The 14839-nt window shown below is 36.3% G+C and carries 13 protein-coding genes and 5 pseudogenes; 13 read left to right on the plus strand and 5 right to left on the minus strand.

Features of this window, described 5'->3' with window-relative positions; genetic code table 11:
* The first annotated feature begins 56 nt into the window (after nt 1–56).
* The 3 genes from HT711_RS03625 to HT711_RS03635 all read left to right on the plus strand — a co-directional run bounded on the left by HT711_RS03625 (nt 57) and on the right by HT711_RS03635 (nt 3565).
* Nucleotides 57–1010 (plus strand): type II CAAX endopeptidase family protein, encoded by a 954-nt coding sequence (locus HT711_RS03625; RefSeq protein ID WP_164226214.1) that lies wholly within the window; start codon nt 57–59, stop codon nt 1008–1010.
* A gap of 76 nt (nt 1011–1086) precedes the next feature.
* Nucleotides 1087–3075, plus strand: coding sequence for an excinuclease ABC subunit UvrB (gene uvrB, locus HT711_RS03630; RefSeq protein ID WP_173235099.1), 1989 nt, complete (start codon nt 1087–1089; stop codon nt 3073–3075).
* 22 nt (nt 3076–3097) lie between these two features.
* A complete protein-coding gene (locus HT711_RS03635) occupies nt 3098–3565 on the plus strand; it encodes an 8-oxo-dGTP diphosphatase (protein WP_173235101.1) in 468 nt (155 codons plus the stop codon).
* Here HT711_RS03635 and HT711_RS03640 read toward each other — a convergent pair.
* A pseudogene (locus tag HT711_RS03640) lies at nt 3562–3630 on the minus strand (DNA-binding transcriptional regulator); the annotation flags it as partial. The gene HT711_RS03635 and the pseudogene HT711_RS03640 overlap by 4 nt on opposite strands.
* 143 nt (nt 3631–3773) lie before the next feature.
* Between HT711_RS03640 and HT711_RS03645 the strand changes: the two are divergent.
* The 7 genes and pseudogenes from HT711_RS03645 to HT711_RS03675 form a co-directional block, all read left to right on the plus strand.
* Complete coding sequence (locus HT711_RS03645) at nt 3774–4748, plus strand: LacI family DNA-binding transcriptional regulator (RefSeq protein WP_000207600.1); 975 nt, start codon at nt 3774–3776, stop codon at nt 4746–4748.
* Nucleotides 4748–5659 carry a ribokinase gene (gene rbsK, locus HT711_RS03650; protein WP_173235103.1) on the plus strand — a complete coding sequence of 304 codons (912 nt, stop codon included), beginning with the start codon at nt 4748–4750 and terminating at the stop codon, nt 5657–5659. The genes HT711_RS03645 and rbsK overlap by 1 nt, the downstream gene beginning before the upstream one ends.
* On the plus strand, nt 5634–6032 hold the full coding sequence (gene rbsD, locus HT711_RS03655) for a D-ribose pyranase (protein ID WP_000759835.1): 399 nt from the start codon (nt 5634–5636) through the stop codon (nt 6030–6032). Before rbsK ends, rbsD begins: the two co-directional genes overlap by 26 nt.
* A gap of 13 nt (nt 6033–6045) precedes the next feature.
* Entirely contained in the window at nt 6046–7524 is a 1479-nt protein-coding gene (locus HT711_RS03660) for a sugar ABC transporter ATP-binding protein (RefSeq protein ID WP_173235105.1), read from the plus strand.
* 1 nt (nt 7525) lies between these two features.
* A complete protein-coding gene (rbsC, locus tag HT711_RS03665; protein WP_173249753.1) occupies nt 7526–8470 on the plus strand; it encodes a ribose ABC transporter permease in 945 nt (314 codons plus the stop codon).
* Between the two features lie 103 nt (nt 8471–8573).
* The gene (locus HT711_RS03670; protein WP_000789621.1) at nt 8574–9539 is read left to right on the plus strand and encodes a substrate-binding domain-containing protein; all 966 of its coding nucleotides are present in this window, start codon (nt 8574–8576) and stop codon (nt 9537–9539) included.
* A 77-nt stretch (nt 9540–9616) separates the two neighbouring features.
* A pseudogene (locus HT711_RS03675) lies at nt 9617–9757 on the plus strand (NUDIX hydrolase); the annotation flags it as partial.
* Here the strand turns inward: HT711_RS03675 and HT711_RS03680 are convergent.
* Nucleotides 9754–9831, minus strand: a pseudogene (locus HT711_RS03680) (DNA-binding transcriptional regulator); the annotation flags it as partial. The pseudogenes HT711_RS03675 and HT711_RS03680 overlap by 4 nt on opposite strands.
* Before the next feature lie 244 nt (nt 9832–10075).
* On the opposite strand from HT711_RS03680, the pseudogene HT711_RS11040 reads away from it, so the two are divergent.
* The 3 genes and pseudogenes from HT711_RS11040 to HT711_RS03700 form a co-directional block, all read left to right on the plus strand.
* Nucleotides 10076–12061, plus strand: a pseudogene (locus tag HT711_RS11040) (YSIRK-type signal peptide-containing protein); the annotation flags it as partial.
* Between the two features lie 456 nt (nt 12062–12517).
* Complete coding sequence (locus HT711_RS11225) at nt 12518–12955, plus strand: hypothetical protein (protein ID WP_173249769.1); 438 nt, start codon at nt 12518–12520, stop codon at nt 12953–12955.
* 353 nt (nt 12956–13308) lie between these two features.
* Nucleotides 13309–13506, plus strand: a pseudogene (locus HT711_RS03700) (NUDIX hydrolase); the annotation flags it as partial.
* Here HT711_RS03700 and HT711_RS03705 read toward each other — a convergent pair.
* The 3 genes from HT711_RS03705 to HT711_RS11405 form a co-directional block, all read right to left on the minus strand.
* Nucleotides 13503–14018, minus strand: a complete 516-nt coding sequence (locus HT711_RS03705; protein WP_173249754.1) for a transcription repressor NadR — start codon at nt 14016–14018, stop codon at nt 13503–13505. The pseudogene HT711_RS03700 and the gene HT711_RS03705 overlap by 4 nt on opposite strands.
* Before the next feature lie 11 nt (nt 14019–14029).
* A complete protein-coding gene (locus tag HT711_RS03710; RefSeq protein WP_001097396.1) occupies nt 14030–14557 on the minus strand; it encodes an ECF transporter S component in 528 nt (175 codons plus the stop codon).
* A 126-nt stretch (nt 14558–14683) separates the two neighbouring features.
* Nucleotides 14684–14806, minus strand: coding sequence for a hypothetical protein (locus HT711_RS11405; RefSeq protein WP_275690473.1), 123 nt, complete (start codon nt 14804–14806; stop codon nt 14684–14686).
* Nucleotides 14807–14839 lie beyond the last annotated feature (33 nt).

A 14839-nucleotide genomic window follows, 5' to 3' on the forward strand; every position in this document is an offset into this window, starting at 1 on the left:
CACACAACAGAAGTGCTATAATAAAGGTATATCATATAGTAAAAGAGGATAAAGTTATGAAAGATAAAAGAATCTTAAAAGACTTTGAAACTTCTAAAATGAGTTTAAACATTTACACAAGCCCCTTGTTAGCTCTATTTTTCGTCTATGTATCTGAATTCATATCTTCTCTATTTTTTGGTCTTAGTTTTTTAGCATTGATCGGGCTATTTAGCAGTCTTGGTGTAGGTGGTCAAAGAATTGCAGATCTCCTTCAATCTATATTTCAAAGTATCTCTGATAAAACAAGTGATATTCATTTAATATTTGAATTACTGTCCTTTGGTTTTATCATCTTAACTGTGTTTAGATGGACTAGAAAAGTAGAGAAAAGACCTATTCGAACCTTGGGATTCTATAAAGAAAATTTTTTAAGTGCCTTATTTAAAGGATACGGTATTGGACTATCCCTCTTTATACTTGCTTTAGCTGGACTAGTAATGTTGGGACAGTATCATTTTGACTCTATTCACTTGGATACTTATTCGCTAGCTTTTACTTTATTTACAATACCTTTTTGGATTTTACAAGGAACGGCAGAAGAATTGGTTACTCGTGCTTGGTTGATTCCACAATTGGCTAAGAGAACCAATCTTAAAGTTGCTATTATCATATCTAGTAGTCTCTTTACCTTACTTCATTTAGGAAATTCAGGCATAACTTTCTTATCTGCAATTGATCTCTTTTTATTTGGGGTTGCCATGTCCCTTTATCTTCTTAAAACAGATACTATATGGGGTATAGGTGGTATTCATGGAGCTTGGAATTTCGCACAGGGCAACCTCTTTGGAGTATTAGTTAGTGGTCAGTCTTCAGGAACCTCAATCATGAAATTTACTCCACAAGGCAATCAAGACTGGCTATCTGGTGGATCTTTTGGTATTGAGGGTTCCATCATGTCCAGTATTATTTTGTTTCTGCTGATTGTCTATCTCGCCCATCAATTAAAGAAAGAAAATGAAAGGATGTGACTTCGGTCTGTCCTTTTCTTCGTGAAAATGATACAAGTATGCTAAAATAGGAATAGCACATGGAGAGAGGATTCTTATGATCAATCGTATTACAGATAATCAATTTAAACTAGTATCAAAATATCAACCCTCAGGAGACCAACCCCAAGCTATCGAGCAGTTGGTTGATAATATCGAGGGTGGAGAAAAAGCTCAGATTCTGATGGGGGCGACTGGAACAGGGAAGACCTATACCATGAGTCAGGTTATTTCCAAAGTCAATAAACCAACTCTGGTCATCGCCCACAATAAAACTCTAGCAGGACAGCTCTATGGGGAGTTTAAGGAATTTTTCCCTGAAAATGCAGTTGAGTACTTCGTATCCTACTATGACTATTACCAGCCAGAAGCCTATGTCCCTTCTAGCGATACCTATATTGAAAAGGACAGCTCTGTCAATGACGAGATTGACAAGCTCCGACACTCAGCGACTTCGGCTCTTTTGGAGCGTAATGATGTTATTGTCGTTGCCTCAGTCTCTTGTATCTATGGTTTGGGTTCGCCCAAGGAATACGCTGATAGTGTCGTGAGTCTCCGTCCAGGTCTTGAAATTTCTCGTGATAAACTCTTGAATGACTTGGTTGATATCCAGTTTGAACGTAATGATATTGATTTCCAACGGGGAAGATTTCGTGTGCGTGGGGATGTAGTGGAGATTTTCCCAGCCTCTCGTGATGAACACGCCTTTCGAGTAGAATTTTTTGGAGACGAAATTGACCGTATCCGTGAGGTTGAGGCTCTGACAGGTCAGGTCTTAGGAGAAGTGGATCATTTGGCTATTTTCCCAGCTACTCACTTTGTGACCAATGACGACCACATGGAAGTTGCCATTGCAAAGATTCAAGCAGAATTAGAAGAGCAACTAGCTGTCTTTGAGAAGGAAGGCAAATTGCTAGAAGCTCAACGTTTGAAACAGCGGACAGAGTATGATATCGAAATGTTGCGTGAGATGGGCTATACCAACGGGGTTGAGAACTATTCACGTCACATGGATGGACGGAGTGAGGGTGAGCCTCCTTATACGCTTCTCGACTTCTTCCCAGATGATTTTTTAATTATGATTGACGAGAGTCACATGACTATGGGACAAATCAAAGGCATGTACAATGGAGACCGTTCTCGTAAGGAAATGTTAGTAAATTACGGTTTCCGTTTGCCGTCTGCTCTGGACAATCGTCCTCTCCGTCGGGAGGAGTTTGAAAGCCATGTGCATCAGATTGTTTACGTTTCAGCGACACCTGGTGACTATGAAAATGAACAGACCGAGACAGTGATTGAGCAAATCATTCGTCCGACAGGTCTTTTGGATCCTGAGGTGGAAGTCCGTCCGACTATGGGACAGATTGATGATCTCTTAGGTGAAATCAATGCCCGTGTAGAAAAGAATGAGCGTACCTTTATTACCACTTTAACCAAGAAAATGGCAGAGGATTTAACCGACTACTTTAAAGAAATGGGCATTAAGGTCAAGTACATGCACTCAGACATCAAGACCTTGGAACGGACGGAGATTATCCGTGACCTGCGCTTGGGTGTCTTTGATGTCTTGGTCGGAATCAACTTGCTCCGTGAAGGGATTGACGTTCCTGAAGTAAGCTTGGTAGCCATTCTCGATGCTGACAAGGAAGGTTTCCTTCGTAACGAACGTGGCCTCATCCAAACTATTGGTCGTGCTGCTCGTAATAGTGAGGGACATGTCATTATGTATGCGGACACTGTGACCCAGTCTATGCAACGTGCTATCGATGAAACTGCCCGTCGTCGCAAAATCCAGATGGTTTATAATGAAGAACACGGTATTGTGCCTCAGACAATCAAGAAAGAAATCCGTGACCTGATTGCTGTGACCAAGGCAGTTGCCAAGGAAGAAGAAAAAGAAGTCGACATCAATAGCCTCAACAAACAAGAGCGCAAAGAACTTGTTAAGAAACTCGAAAAACAAATGCAAGAAGCCGTCGAAGTGCTTGACTTTGAACTAGCAGCTCAGATACGTGATATGATGTTGGAAGTGAAGGCTTTGGATTAGAATAGTACCTAAAGGAGAAAATATGGCTCGTTCCCAATTAACGATTTTAACAAATATTTGTCTGATTGAAGACATCGAAACTCAGCGCGTGGTTATGCAGTATCGCTCTCCTGAAACCAATCGCTGGTCTGGTTATGCCTTTCCTGGAGGTCATGTTGAAAATGGTGAGGCTTTTGCGGAGTCTGTCATTCGTGAAATCTACGAAGAAACAGGATTGACTATCCAAAATCCTCAACTTGTCGGCATTAAAAATTGGCCACTAGATACAGGTGGGCGCTATATTGTCATTTGTTATAAGGCGACTGAGTTCTCTGGTAGACTGCGCTCTTCAGATGAAGGAGAAGTTTCTTGGGTTCAAAAAGACCAGATTCCAAACTTGGATCTGGCCTATGATATGCTACCCTTGATGGAAATGATGGAAGCTCCTGACAAGTCAGAGTTTTTCTACCCTCGCCGTACAGAAGATGGATGGGAAAAGAAAATTTTCTAGTCTTTTACTAAATAACCAAGCTGATCCAAGGCCTCCTCGATATAGTGGAGGTCTTGTTGTGTTTCTTGTGTAATAGTAATAATATATTTGGAAAAATATATGTACTATGAAATAAATTTAAAATATTTTTAGAAAAGTATTGACAAATCAAAAGAAAACGTTTACTATAGAATAAGGGAACGGTTCCACAACATAAGAAGGAGGAGTGATGACTACAATAAAACAGGTTGCTGAAGAAGCTGGAGTATCAAAATCAACGGTTTCAAGATATATATCAAAAAAAGGTTATGTTGGAGATGATGCGAGAGAGAAAATAAAAAATGCGATTAAAAAATTAAATTACACACCAAATGTATTAGCGCAATCTTTGAAAACCAAAAAAAACCAAATGGTAGGACTTTTATTGCCAGATATTTCAAATCCCTTCTTCCCAAGATTGGTTCGAGGCGCTGAATCATATTTGAAAGATAAAGGTTATAGAATTATGGTTGGTACGATTTCAGACCAAGAATCTTTGAGTGAATATGTTAACTTGCTGTTGAAAACAAATGCTGCTGGCATTATTACTACACATGACTTCACAAAAGAATATCCAGATTTATCATTACCTGTTGTTGTGGTTGACCGAATTAGTAAAGATACAGGTTACGGTGTTTTTTCTGATAATCAGTCAGGTGGTCGTTTGGCTGCTGAAGCAATCTGTAATGCAGGTGCTAAACAAGTTCTGATTATTAAAGTTTTAGATGATAAAGCCGAGAATATCGCGGAACGGTTTGAAGCAAGTTTAAACTATTTGAGGAATAAATCTTTAGAAATTTGTATTGAAGAAAGTGAAACGTTTGACTTTGAAAAAATTCAAAAAGAAGCTAAAGAGAATCTAAAAAGAAATCCAAATATCGATAGTATTATAGCACCTTCTGATATTCATGCGATAGCTTATATTCATGAAATTTTAGCAATTGGTAAAAAAATTCCAGATGATATTCAAATCATTGGTTATGATGATATTGTACTTAGTCAATTTATTTACCCTTCTTTATCAACTATTCACCAATCCTCATATAAAATGGGAGAACAGGCTGCAAAACTAATCTATAATATGGCAAATAAGTTCTCTATAGATGAAGCTAAAATTAAACTACCTGTTAGATACGTAGAAAGAAATACATTAAGGAGAAAGTAATGAGTAAAATTGTTGTTGTTGGAAGTATTTCAATGGACTTAGTTATGAGAACAAAAAGGATTCCAGAAGGAGGTGAAACGATTTTTGGGGATTCATTTAATATAGTTCCAGGTGGAAAAGGTGCAAATCAAGCTGTAGCTATTGGTAGATTATCCAGTGTAGAAGATAATATTTACATATTTGGAAACGTCGGAGAAGATATTTTTTCAGCAGATTTACTAAGTAATCTGCAAAATAATAATATTTTTACAGAACATGTGGGAACGGTACCACAATCTACAGGAGTTGCACAAATTACTTTATATGGAGGTGATAATAGGATTATTTATTATCCCGGAGCGAATAATTTAGTTAAAACAAATGATTGGAAAAATGAGTGGGAATTGATTAGTGATGCAAGTATTGTTGTATTACAGAATGAAATACCACATGAAGCCAACCTATCTATAGCTAAATTTTGTCAAGAAAATAAAGTTAAGGTGCTTTACAATCCTGCACCAGCTAGAGAAACAGATATAGAGATGATTCCTTTTTGTGATTTTATTACTCCTAATGAGCATGAATGTTCAGAGCTTTTTCCAGATAAGAAACTAGAAGAAATTATTAAAATTTATCCTAATAAAATGATTGTGACATTAGGAGTTGAAGGTTCTATTTATTATGATGGGACAGCAGTTCAGAAAATTCCTGCTATAAAAGCAGAAGTAGTTGATACCACAGGAGCAGGAGATACGTTTAATGGTGCTTTTGCTTATGCTATCTCAAAAGGAAAAGAGATGGATGTTGCATTGTCCTTTGCAACGATTGCTTCACATCTTTCTGTTCAAAGATTTGGAGCGCAAGGAGGTATGCCGAGTTTGAAAGAAATAAAGGAGCATTCAGGATATGAAGAAATATGGGATTTTAAATAGTAATATAGCGAAACTAGCTGATGATTTAGGTCATATGGATTTGGTTTGTATCGGAGATTTAGGATTGCCAGTTCCAAAAGGTGTTGATAAAATTGATTTAGCATTAAGAAAAGGTAGTCCAAGTTTTTTAGAAGTTTTAAAAGAATATTCAGATCATGTACTTATCGAAAAAATTTTCTTAGCAGAAGAAATTAAGGAAAAAAACAAAGAACAGTGGCAAGCAGTTCTAGATCTTTTAGGATCGAATATAATTATTGAATATATTAGTCATGAAGAATTGAAAGCTATGAATACTAAAGTTAAGGCAGTTATTCGCACTGGGGAAGATACACCATATTCGAATATAATCTTGCAATCAGGAGTTATTATTTAGAAGGGGGTTGCCTATGAAAATTGAAATGAAGAACATTTCAAAATCTTTTGGGAATAATCGTGTTTTAGAAAGTATTGATTTGGTTCTTAATTCAGGAGAAGTTCATGCTTTAATGGGGGAGAATGGCGCAGGCAAATCAACCTTAATGAATATTTTAACTGGACTTTTTCCAGCTACTTCAGGAACTATTTTTATTGATGGAAAAGAAAAAACATTTTCTAATCCTCAAGAGGCAGAACGGTTTGGACTGAGTTTTATTCATCAGGAAATGAATACTTGGCCAGATATGACTGTACTTGATAATCTTTTTTTAGGAAGAGAAATTAAAAATTCGATTGGGTTTCTAGATAAAGTTAGTATGGAAAGGAAAGCTAAAGAAGCATTTAAACGTCTTAATATCTCTATTCCTCTCGATGCAATCATTGGTCAATTATCAGTCGGACAACAACAAATGATAGAAATAGCAAAATGTTTATTATCAGAAGTTTCCTTGTTAATTATGGATGAACCCACAGCAGCTTTAACTGATCGTGAAACTGAAACACTTTTTAAAGTGATAGAAGGATTAAAATCTGATGGTGTAGGTATTGTGTATATTTCACATCGGATGGAAGAAATCTTTAAGATCACAGATCTTATAACTGTTATGAGGGATGGGTTTGTAATTGATACCAAGAAAACGAAGTTAACTAATGCGGATGAATTAGTTCAGAAGATGGTAGGCCGTGAATTAGAAGATTATTATCCAGAAAAAAAGGCTGAGATTGGGAATATTGTTTTTCAAGCTAAGAATCTTTCTGGTGATGCTTTTACGGATATTTCTTTCTATGTACGTCAAGGGGAAATTCTTGGTTTTTCTGGTTTGATGGGTGCTGGTCGTACTGAAATAATGCGAGCAATTTTTGGAATTGATTCTTTAAAATCTGGTCAAATTATAATAAACGGAGAACAACTGATAATTAAAAATCCTTTTGAAGCAATTAAGCATGGAATTGGTTTCTTAACAGAAGATCGTAAAGATGAGGGATTGATTTTAGATTTTTCTATTAAAGATAATATGACTTTACCTAGTACTCGTGATTTTGTTAAAAATGGCATTTTCGATAATAAAACAAGTGATATATTTGTACAACGTTTAATAGATAGGCTACGAATTAAATCAGGTTATCCAGATAAGGAAGTTGGAACACTTTCTGGTGGTAATCAACAGAAAGTAGTTTTAGCAAAATGGATAGGTATTGCTCCAAAAGTACTGATTCTAGATGAGCCAACTCGTGGGGTAGATGTTGGTGCTAAGCGTGAAATTTACCAATTAATGAATGAATTGGCTGAACGAGGTGTGCCGATTATTATGGTATCTTCAGATTTACCAGAAGTGATCGGAGTCAGTGATCGTATTATGGTCATGCATGAAGGAAGAATTAGTGGAGAATTAACACGTCAAGAAGCTACACAAGAAAAAGTTATGCAACTAGCTACAGGAGGACAATAGTGTGAAAAATACTGTGAAGTACATGTCAGAATTGACAACGGTAATAGCATTGATAATTTTAATGGTTGTCATCACTATTATCAATTCAAATTTTTTAACAGCAAATAATCTGTTAAATTTACTATTGCAAGTAACATCAAATGCACTGATCGCTTTTGGAATGACCTTTGTTATTCTAACAGGTGGAATTGATTTATCAGTTGGATCAATTTTAGCCTTATCCAGTGCGCTAACCGCTGGCCTATTAGGATCTGGAATGCCTGTTACGTTAGCAATTCTCATCTCTTTAATTTTGGGTTGCATTCTGGGGATGATGAATGGTTTATTGATTTCCTACGGGAAATTAGCTCCATTTATCGTTACTTTAGCAACTATGACTATTTTTAGAGGTGCAACACTTGTTTATACAAATGGGAATCCTATTACAAAAGGATTAAGTGATACATTCTTATTTCAATTTTTGGGGCAAGGTTATATAGTCGGAATTCCATTTCCTGTAATTATTATGTTTATTGTATTTATTGTTTTATATGTTTTACTTCATAAAACAGCATTTGGTAAATCTGTGTATGCTATAGGGGGGAATGAAAAAGCAGCATATATATCAGGTGTGAAACTAAATAAAGTGAAAATTATCATTTATTCAATTTCAGGTATTATGGCTTCAATTTCTGGATTGATTATAACATCACGCTTAAGTTCTGCTCAACCAACAGCAGGTGCTAGTTATGAAATGGATGCTATTGCAGCTGTTGTTCTTGGGGGAACCTCATTATCAGGAGGTAAAGGTCGCATACTGGGGACCTTAATAGGTGCTTTAATTATTGGGGTTTTGAATAATGGACTTAATATTATCGGTGTTTCAGCATTTTGGCAACAAGTAGTAAAAGGAGTTGTAATCTTAATTGCTGTTCTGATTGATCGTTTTAAAGTTGTAAAACAGTAGAATAATTTTCAATTTTTTTGGAAATAGTAACAATTTATTAGATGATGTACAATAATCGGGATTGAAACTATCCCTATAGATATATATTACGAGGAGTAATAACATGAAAAATATTAAAAAAATTAGCATTTTTGCTTTGTTTGTAACATTTATTTTTGCTTTAGTAGCTTGTGGAAAAACTGGTTTAGGAAATTCATCAAATGATAATAAATCTACGATTCAAAAGTCTGCAAAAGAATTAAAATTAGGAGTTTCTATTTCGACTACTAACAATCCCTATTTTGTAGCTATGAAAGATGGTCTTGAAAAAGCCGCAAGAGAAAAAGAAGTAACTTTGAAGATAGCAGATGCACAAGATGATGCTGCTAGACAAGCAGATGATATTCAAAATTTTATTAGTCAAAATGTAGATGCTTTACTAATTAATCCAGTTGATTCTGATGCAATTGTAACATCTATTAAAGCTGCTAATAATGCAAATATTCCAGTAATCTTAATTGACCGCGGTAGTAATGGCGGTGAAGTCTTGACAACTGTTGCTTCTGATAACGTAGAAGCAGGTAAAATGGCTGCAGAATTTATTACCAAGCAATTGGGAGAAAAAGCAAAAACTTTTGAATTATCAGGAGTCCCTGGCGCTTCTGCAACTGTAGATAGAGGTAAAGGATTTGAACAAATTTCAAAGACAAATTTAGATGTTCTTTCTAGTCAATCCGCTAATTTTGATCGCGCAAAAGCTTTGAATACAGCGCAAAATATGATTCAAGGAAACAAAGAAGTACAAGCAATCTTTGCACAGAATGATGAGATGGCGTTAGGAGCTGCACAAGCAGTAAAAGCAGCTGGTCTTAGCAATGTATTAATTGTTGGTATTGATGGTCAACCAGATGCACATGATGCTATTGCAAAAGGTGATATTACTGCCACTATTGCTCAGCAACCAGCTAAGATGGGTGAAATTGCTATTCAATCAGCAATCGATCATTATCAAGGGAAAAAACTGGAAAAAGAAACAGTTTCTCCAATTTATCTTGTGACTAAGGATAATGTTGATCAACATAACTGGTGATATATTTTTAGTAAGCAAGTAGTTGTTAATTTTCATTCAATGTAGTTTTTAAATATCATTGTTACTATTTGAGCTATTGGATTCAAAAAGACCAGATTCCAAACTTGGATCTGGCCTATGATATGCTACCCTTGATGGAGATGATGGAAGCTCCGGACAAATCTGAATTTTTCTACCCTCGCCGTACAGAAGACGATTGGGAAAAGAAAATTTTCTAGTCTTTTACTAAATAACCGAGCTGATCCAAGGCCTCCTCGATATAGTGGAGGTCTTGTTTGGTTTCCTGCTTAATAGTAATAATAGATTAGTAAAAAAATATCTATACTCGCTAAAATTAAATGCTAAATTAGAAAAAAATATATGGGTTATACTGTTAATTTTTCTAAGAAAGATGTAAAATAGAAGGTGTACTATGGTTTTTTAAACAAGTGTGGTACCAAAAATTAAAGAGTGTATCCTTTCCTTAAATTCCTAAAATATTTAAGGGGGGGTATTTTTTAGTACCTCAAAAATAAAAATAAGAGAGAGGCGATTAGATGAGAAAATCAAATCGTGAAGTGAACGGAGAAAAGGTATTCCGTTATTCTATTCGTAAGTACCATTTTGGTGCAGCAAGTGTTGCTGTAGCAGCATTAATGTTTTTTGCTAATGGTGCGGTTAAGGCAAATTCTTTACCTGTATCACCTGCTACGGCTAATACTGAAATGGTAAATGCTGGTGTAGAGGGAGTTCCTCCAGAGAAATCTCTAGAAGCTGGGGGGAATAAGGAAATCGTAGCTCCTGAGCCTGCAAAGAAAACATCTAACAAGGAAGATGGAGCTGGTTCTAATGCTCAAGGTGCAAATGAGATTAAAGTATCTGATAAAGATATGATTCCTGCTAATAAGACAGAGGAAATCAATAAAGCCGAAACAAATGGCAAAGAAAAGGAAGTGATTACTAATAAAGATAAATTGGAATCTCTTCTAAAAGAAATTGATCAATTAAACTTAAAGGACTATACAGAAGATACTGTTAAAGTATTACAAGAAAAAGTTGCGAAAGCAAAAGAAGTACTTGTTAATGCAAAAACTCAAAAAGAAATTGATCTTGCTTATAATGCGTTGGTTGGATATAAAAACGCTGGTTTAAAACGTGTACCTAAACCAAAAGAAAAACCCACTCCTAAACCAAAAGGAAAACTCACTCCTAAACCAGATACAACAAATGGTAAAGAAACAGTCGGAATTAGAGCTGAAAATACTGAACCAAATGGCACAAATATCGCAGGACATAATCATAGCTTGAATAGGACTTCTTTGCCTGAAGGAAGTGGGTTTAGAGCAACGCCAGAGGAAGTGACAGGTATAGAGTTTGGAATATCGAATGGTCAAAGAGATGGGAATTACAGTAGAACTGATAGATATTTTGATACATTATCATCTAACCAATATACTAGAATATTCAAATTTGTATCTAAAAGCGGAAATATTAAGAGTGTAACAGCAACGAGTAGTACAGGTCGTAGTGTGACTCTTGAAAAAATGGATAGATTTCCAAACAATGCAACGACATATTTTGTAAAGGCAAAAACAGATGTTAAAGGAGTCTCTGATGCTATCTTATCTTTCACTGTAAAAACTGCAGGTGGAGATAAGACAGCTCAAATTGGAGTTTACCGTTCACTTGGTAAACCAACGATTAAAGTTCCTACTGGGCAAAAGGAGTCTACTGTCGATGAGTATTTAAAAGGTAAACAGGAAACTAAACCGACAATTGATGTAGAAGTTCCTGTTGTTCCAAATCTTCCGTCATATGCAAAAATGAAAATATATTTGGTTCATGATAATGACCGTGATAAAGGAGTATATCCCGAAGATGAGTGGGCAGAAAATCATAATCCTAGACCAACTAGATTGACAGCAAAAGTAGATGTTCCGTATGGAAGAGTCAATCCAAAAACAAATAAAACTACTGTAACTATACAAAGCGGAGACTATTTAAAACCTCTTGCAGAAGGGAAATATTTTGTTTTATCGGTTATAGAAATTAATAATGAAATGAATACTAATCCTGGTATTCGTGCTTCAAGCTTTAGTGATGCAGCAATAGTAGCACCTAAGGAAGCAAATAAAGACGCGCTTCGAACAGCAACAAGCACAGGTGACACAGAAACTAAGGCAACTGCAGCTTACTACAATGCCGAAGCAAGTAAGAAAGATGCGTACGATCGAGCAGTAACAGCAGGTAAAGCAGTATTAGCAAGAGATAATGCGACACAAACGGAAGTCAACAATGCATTATCAGCAATTAACACAGCTAAGAATGATCTGGGAGGAGTCGCAACAAATAAAGACGCGCTTCGAACAGCAACAAGCACAGGTGACACAGAAACTAAGGCAACTGCAGCTTACTACAATGCCGAAGCAAGTAAGAAAGATGCGTACGATCGAGCAGTAACAGCAGGTAAAGCAGTATTAGCAAGAGATAATGCGACACAAACGGAAGTCAACAATGCATTATCAGCAATTAACACAGCTAAGAATGCATTAAATGGAAATTATGTATCATCGACATCATCAACTGTTCAACCTAGTCATCCTGTTAAGAATGATTCTTCTGCTCAAGCATCTCCATCTGTTCCAACTTCTCAAGCTACACAACCAGCTGGAGAGGGGCAACCTTCAACTCCTGTCCAAGCTTCAAATACAGATACTACTGTAACTCCAGATGAAGATTCAATTCGTGACAAAGAACCTTCAACACTGTCAGCTGATCAATCTAGAACAGACAGAAGTATGGAAGATGTAGCTAAGGAAGAATCGTCTGTTTCAGTTAAACAGCAACTAGATAAGTCAGAACTTCGTACTTTATCTTATGAATTAGATGAACGTTTGAAAGCCTTGACAAAGGTATCAGATGCGAAAATCGATGCAGCCAAAACTGTTCTCCTAGATGCTAAGAAAGCTATTTCAGACAGTGATTTAACAGAACAAGGTTTGCGTGATGCAGTAGAAGCTGTTAAGAAAGCCTTAGCATCTCTTAAAGATGTAAAAGTAAATGACGTTGATAGCAAAACTGCACAAGACAAGAGCGATGTTAAGAAAGTAGCAGAAGATAGCAAGGATTCAGATAAGATGTCTGAAACAAACTCAGTACCAGTAGGAGTGTTTGTAGCAGGTCTTCTTGCTCTACTAGGGGTAATTATTTTCTGGTTGATTGGTCGTAAGAAAGAGTCCGAACTCAAGCAATTAAGCATTGAATTGACTAAGATTCTAGAACAACTAGATGTAGCAAAAGCAGATAAAAAAGTCCTAGCTAAAGCTCAAAAACTTCTCCAAGAAACTCTTGATTTCGTGAAAGAAGAAAGTGGCTCAGCAGAGACAGAAGCTAAGTTAGTAGAACAACTGAAAGCAATCATTACTAAGCTTAAGTAAGAGCAAAAAAAGTGAAATGTTGGATTAGAAAGATATTTCTATAAAAGCTAAGATCTAGAAGAGACTGGGCAAAAAATCTTTAAAATCAAAAACGCATAATATCAGGTGTTGAAAAACCTTGATACTATGCGTTTTATTTTGGATTGAAATAAGATGTGAACAAATTGATTGGGAAAATCAAATTAATTTCTAGAAATTTTTTAGCAATCATGGCGTACTATTCCAACTTCAATTTATTATATTGTGGAAAGATTTACTTTATTTTCTCCTAAAATTGAGTTTTGCCCATCTTTTTTTGATATTTAGAGCGATGAAAATATTATTATAGAGCTGTTTTTTATAGTTCAATTGACTATAAGGCGACTGAGTTCTCTGGTACTCTTCGCTCTTCAGATGAAGGAGAAGTTTCTTGGGTGCAAAAAGACCAGATTCCAAACTTGAATCTGGCCTATGATATGTTGCCTTTGATGGAAATGATGGAAGCTCCCGACAAGTCGGAGTTTTTCTACCGCCACCGTACAGATGATGGCTGGGAGAAGAAAATCTTCTAGTCTTTTACTAAATAACCGAGCTGTTCCAAGGCCTCCTCGATATAACGGAGGTCTTGTTGTGTTTCAGCTTCGACTAGGTGGTAATGGATGCCATCTGTCAATTCAGACAGAGGTCTAAAGTCAGAATGCTCGACTTGTTCTAGAAAATGTTGCACATCTCTGCGACAAGACAGTTTAAGCAAGGTTTCAATTTCTCCATAAACAGGATGGTCAATCAAGGTATTTTGAACACGTCCACCATTATCAACGATAGCAAGGAGTTCTTGACCGATTTCTTCAACTTCATGTTTAACTTTGAAAAGTTTGTGGACGTATGGATTGACATCAACTTGCTTATAGACGTAGCCACGATTGGTGGATAGGATAGGAGCGCCATCGGCTCTTAAAATTGCAATGTCCTGCACAATGACCTGACGTGTGACATGAAAATGTTCCGCCAAACTTTGGCCATTGAGGGCTTTAGGAGTTTCTTTCAAGACTTGGAGCAGGGCTTGTTTACGATCTTTTGTCATAGCTTTTCCTTTTAACGGCGTTTTCGAAGCACTTTATAGACAGCTAGTGCTAATGTATAGTCTACCATACTATGGATAATTGTGCCAAATCCAACTAGCACAAATAGAACATAAAACATATTTTCTACATTGGTACCAGAAGTTGCATAAAAAACGACACAAGCCAATACTTCAGCAAGGGCATGGATAAGCGCTAAAACAAAGTTAAAAATCCAGGAAGATTTTGGTTTATCTAGGGTATCGGGGAATTTTTGTAGGTAAAGAGCCCCCAAAGTTCCAAAAAAGATATGGGAAAAAGCTCGAAAAACGATAACCATAGGATAGCCAGCCATCAAAAATCCAAAACTAGAGGCTAGGATGACAAAAACAGCCATCAAGGGCGATAAGAACATAGCGATAAAAATAGCGATGTGGCTTCCCAAAGTGTAAGAAGCAGGTGGAATGACAATCTTAAAAGGCATAACAATTGGAATCAAAATCGCAATAGCCGTTAAGAGGGCAGTCATTGTCATAAATTGTGTCTTTTTCCGTGTATTCATAAGAATCTCCTTTTTGTCTGTATATACACTAGTATAGTACTATAAACCAAACAATAAAGCAAGAATTTACTTAGGTTTATAGGTCATTTTTAAGTTAATACTCTTTGAAAACCTCTTCAAACCACGTCAGCTTCCATCCACAACCTCAAAACAGTATTTTGAGCTGGCTTCGTCAGTTCTATCCACAGCCTCAAAACCGTGTTTTGAGCAACCTGCGGCTATCTTCCTAGTTTGCTTTTTGATTTTCATTGAGTATAAATACATTAGTTTGAAACCGGAAGA

The organism is Streptococcus sp. 1032 (assembly GCF_013277015.1).
Lineage (GTDB): Bacteria > Bacillota > Bacilli > Lactobacillales > Streptococcaceae > Streptococcus.

What these genes read in the sequence shown, in the direction of transcription:
- HT711_RS03625 (WP_164226214.1), top strand. Translation starts at nt 57, where the DNA reads ATGAAAGATAAAAGAATCTTAAAAGACTTTGAAACTTCTAAAATGAGT.
- uvrB (WP_173235099.1), top strand. Translation starts at nt 1,087, where the DNA reads ATGATCAATCGTATTACAGATAATCAATTTAAACTAGTATCAAAATAT.
- HT711_RS03635 (WP_173235101.1), top strand. Translation starts at nt 3,098, where the DNA reads ATGGCTCGTTCCCAATTAACGATTTTAACAAATATTTGTCTGATTGAA.
- HT711_RS03645 (WP_000207600.1), top strand. Translation starts at nt 3,774, where the DNA reads ATGACTACAATAAAACAGGTTGCTGAAGAAGCTGGAGTATCAAAATCA.
- rbsK (WP_173235103.1), top strand. Translation starts at nt 4,748, where the DNA reads ATGAGTAAAATTGTTGTTGTTGGAAGTATTTCAATGGACTTAGTTATG.
- rbsD (WP_000759835.1), top strand. Translation starts at nt 5,634, where the DNA reads ATGAAGAAATATGGGATTTTAAATAGTAATATAGCGAAACTAGCTGAT.
- HT711_RS03660 (WP_173235105.1), top strand. Translation starts at nt 6,046, where the DNA reads ATGAAAATTGAAATGAAGAACATTTCAAAATCTTTTGGGAATAATCGT.
- HT711_RS03670 (WP_000789621.1), top strand. Translation starts at nt 8,574, where the DNA reads ATGAAAAATATTAAAAAAATTAGCATTTTTGCTTTGTTTGTAACATTT.
- HT711_RS03705 (WP_173249754.1), bottom strand. Translation starts at nt 14,018, where the DNA reads ATGACAAAAGATCGTAAACAAGCCCTGCTCCAAGTCTTGAAAGAAACT.
- HT711_RS03710 (WP_001097396.1), bottom strand. Translation starts at nt 14,557, where the DNA reads ATGAATACACGGAAAAAGACACAATTTATGACAATGACTGCCCTCTTA.
- HT711_RS11405 (WP_275690473.1), bottom strand. Translation starts at nt 14,806, where the DNA reads ATGAAAATCAAAAAGCAAACTAGGAAGATAGCCGCAGGTTGCTCAAAA.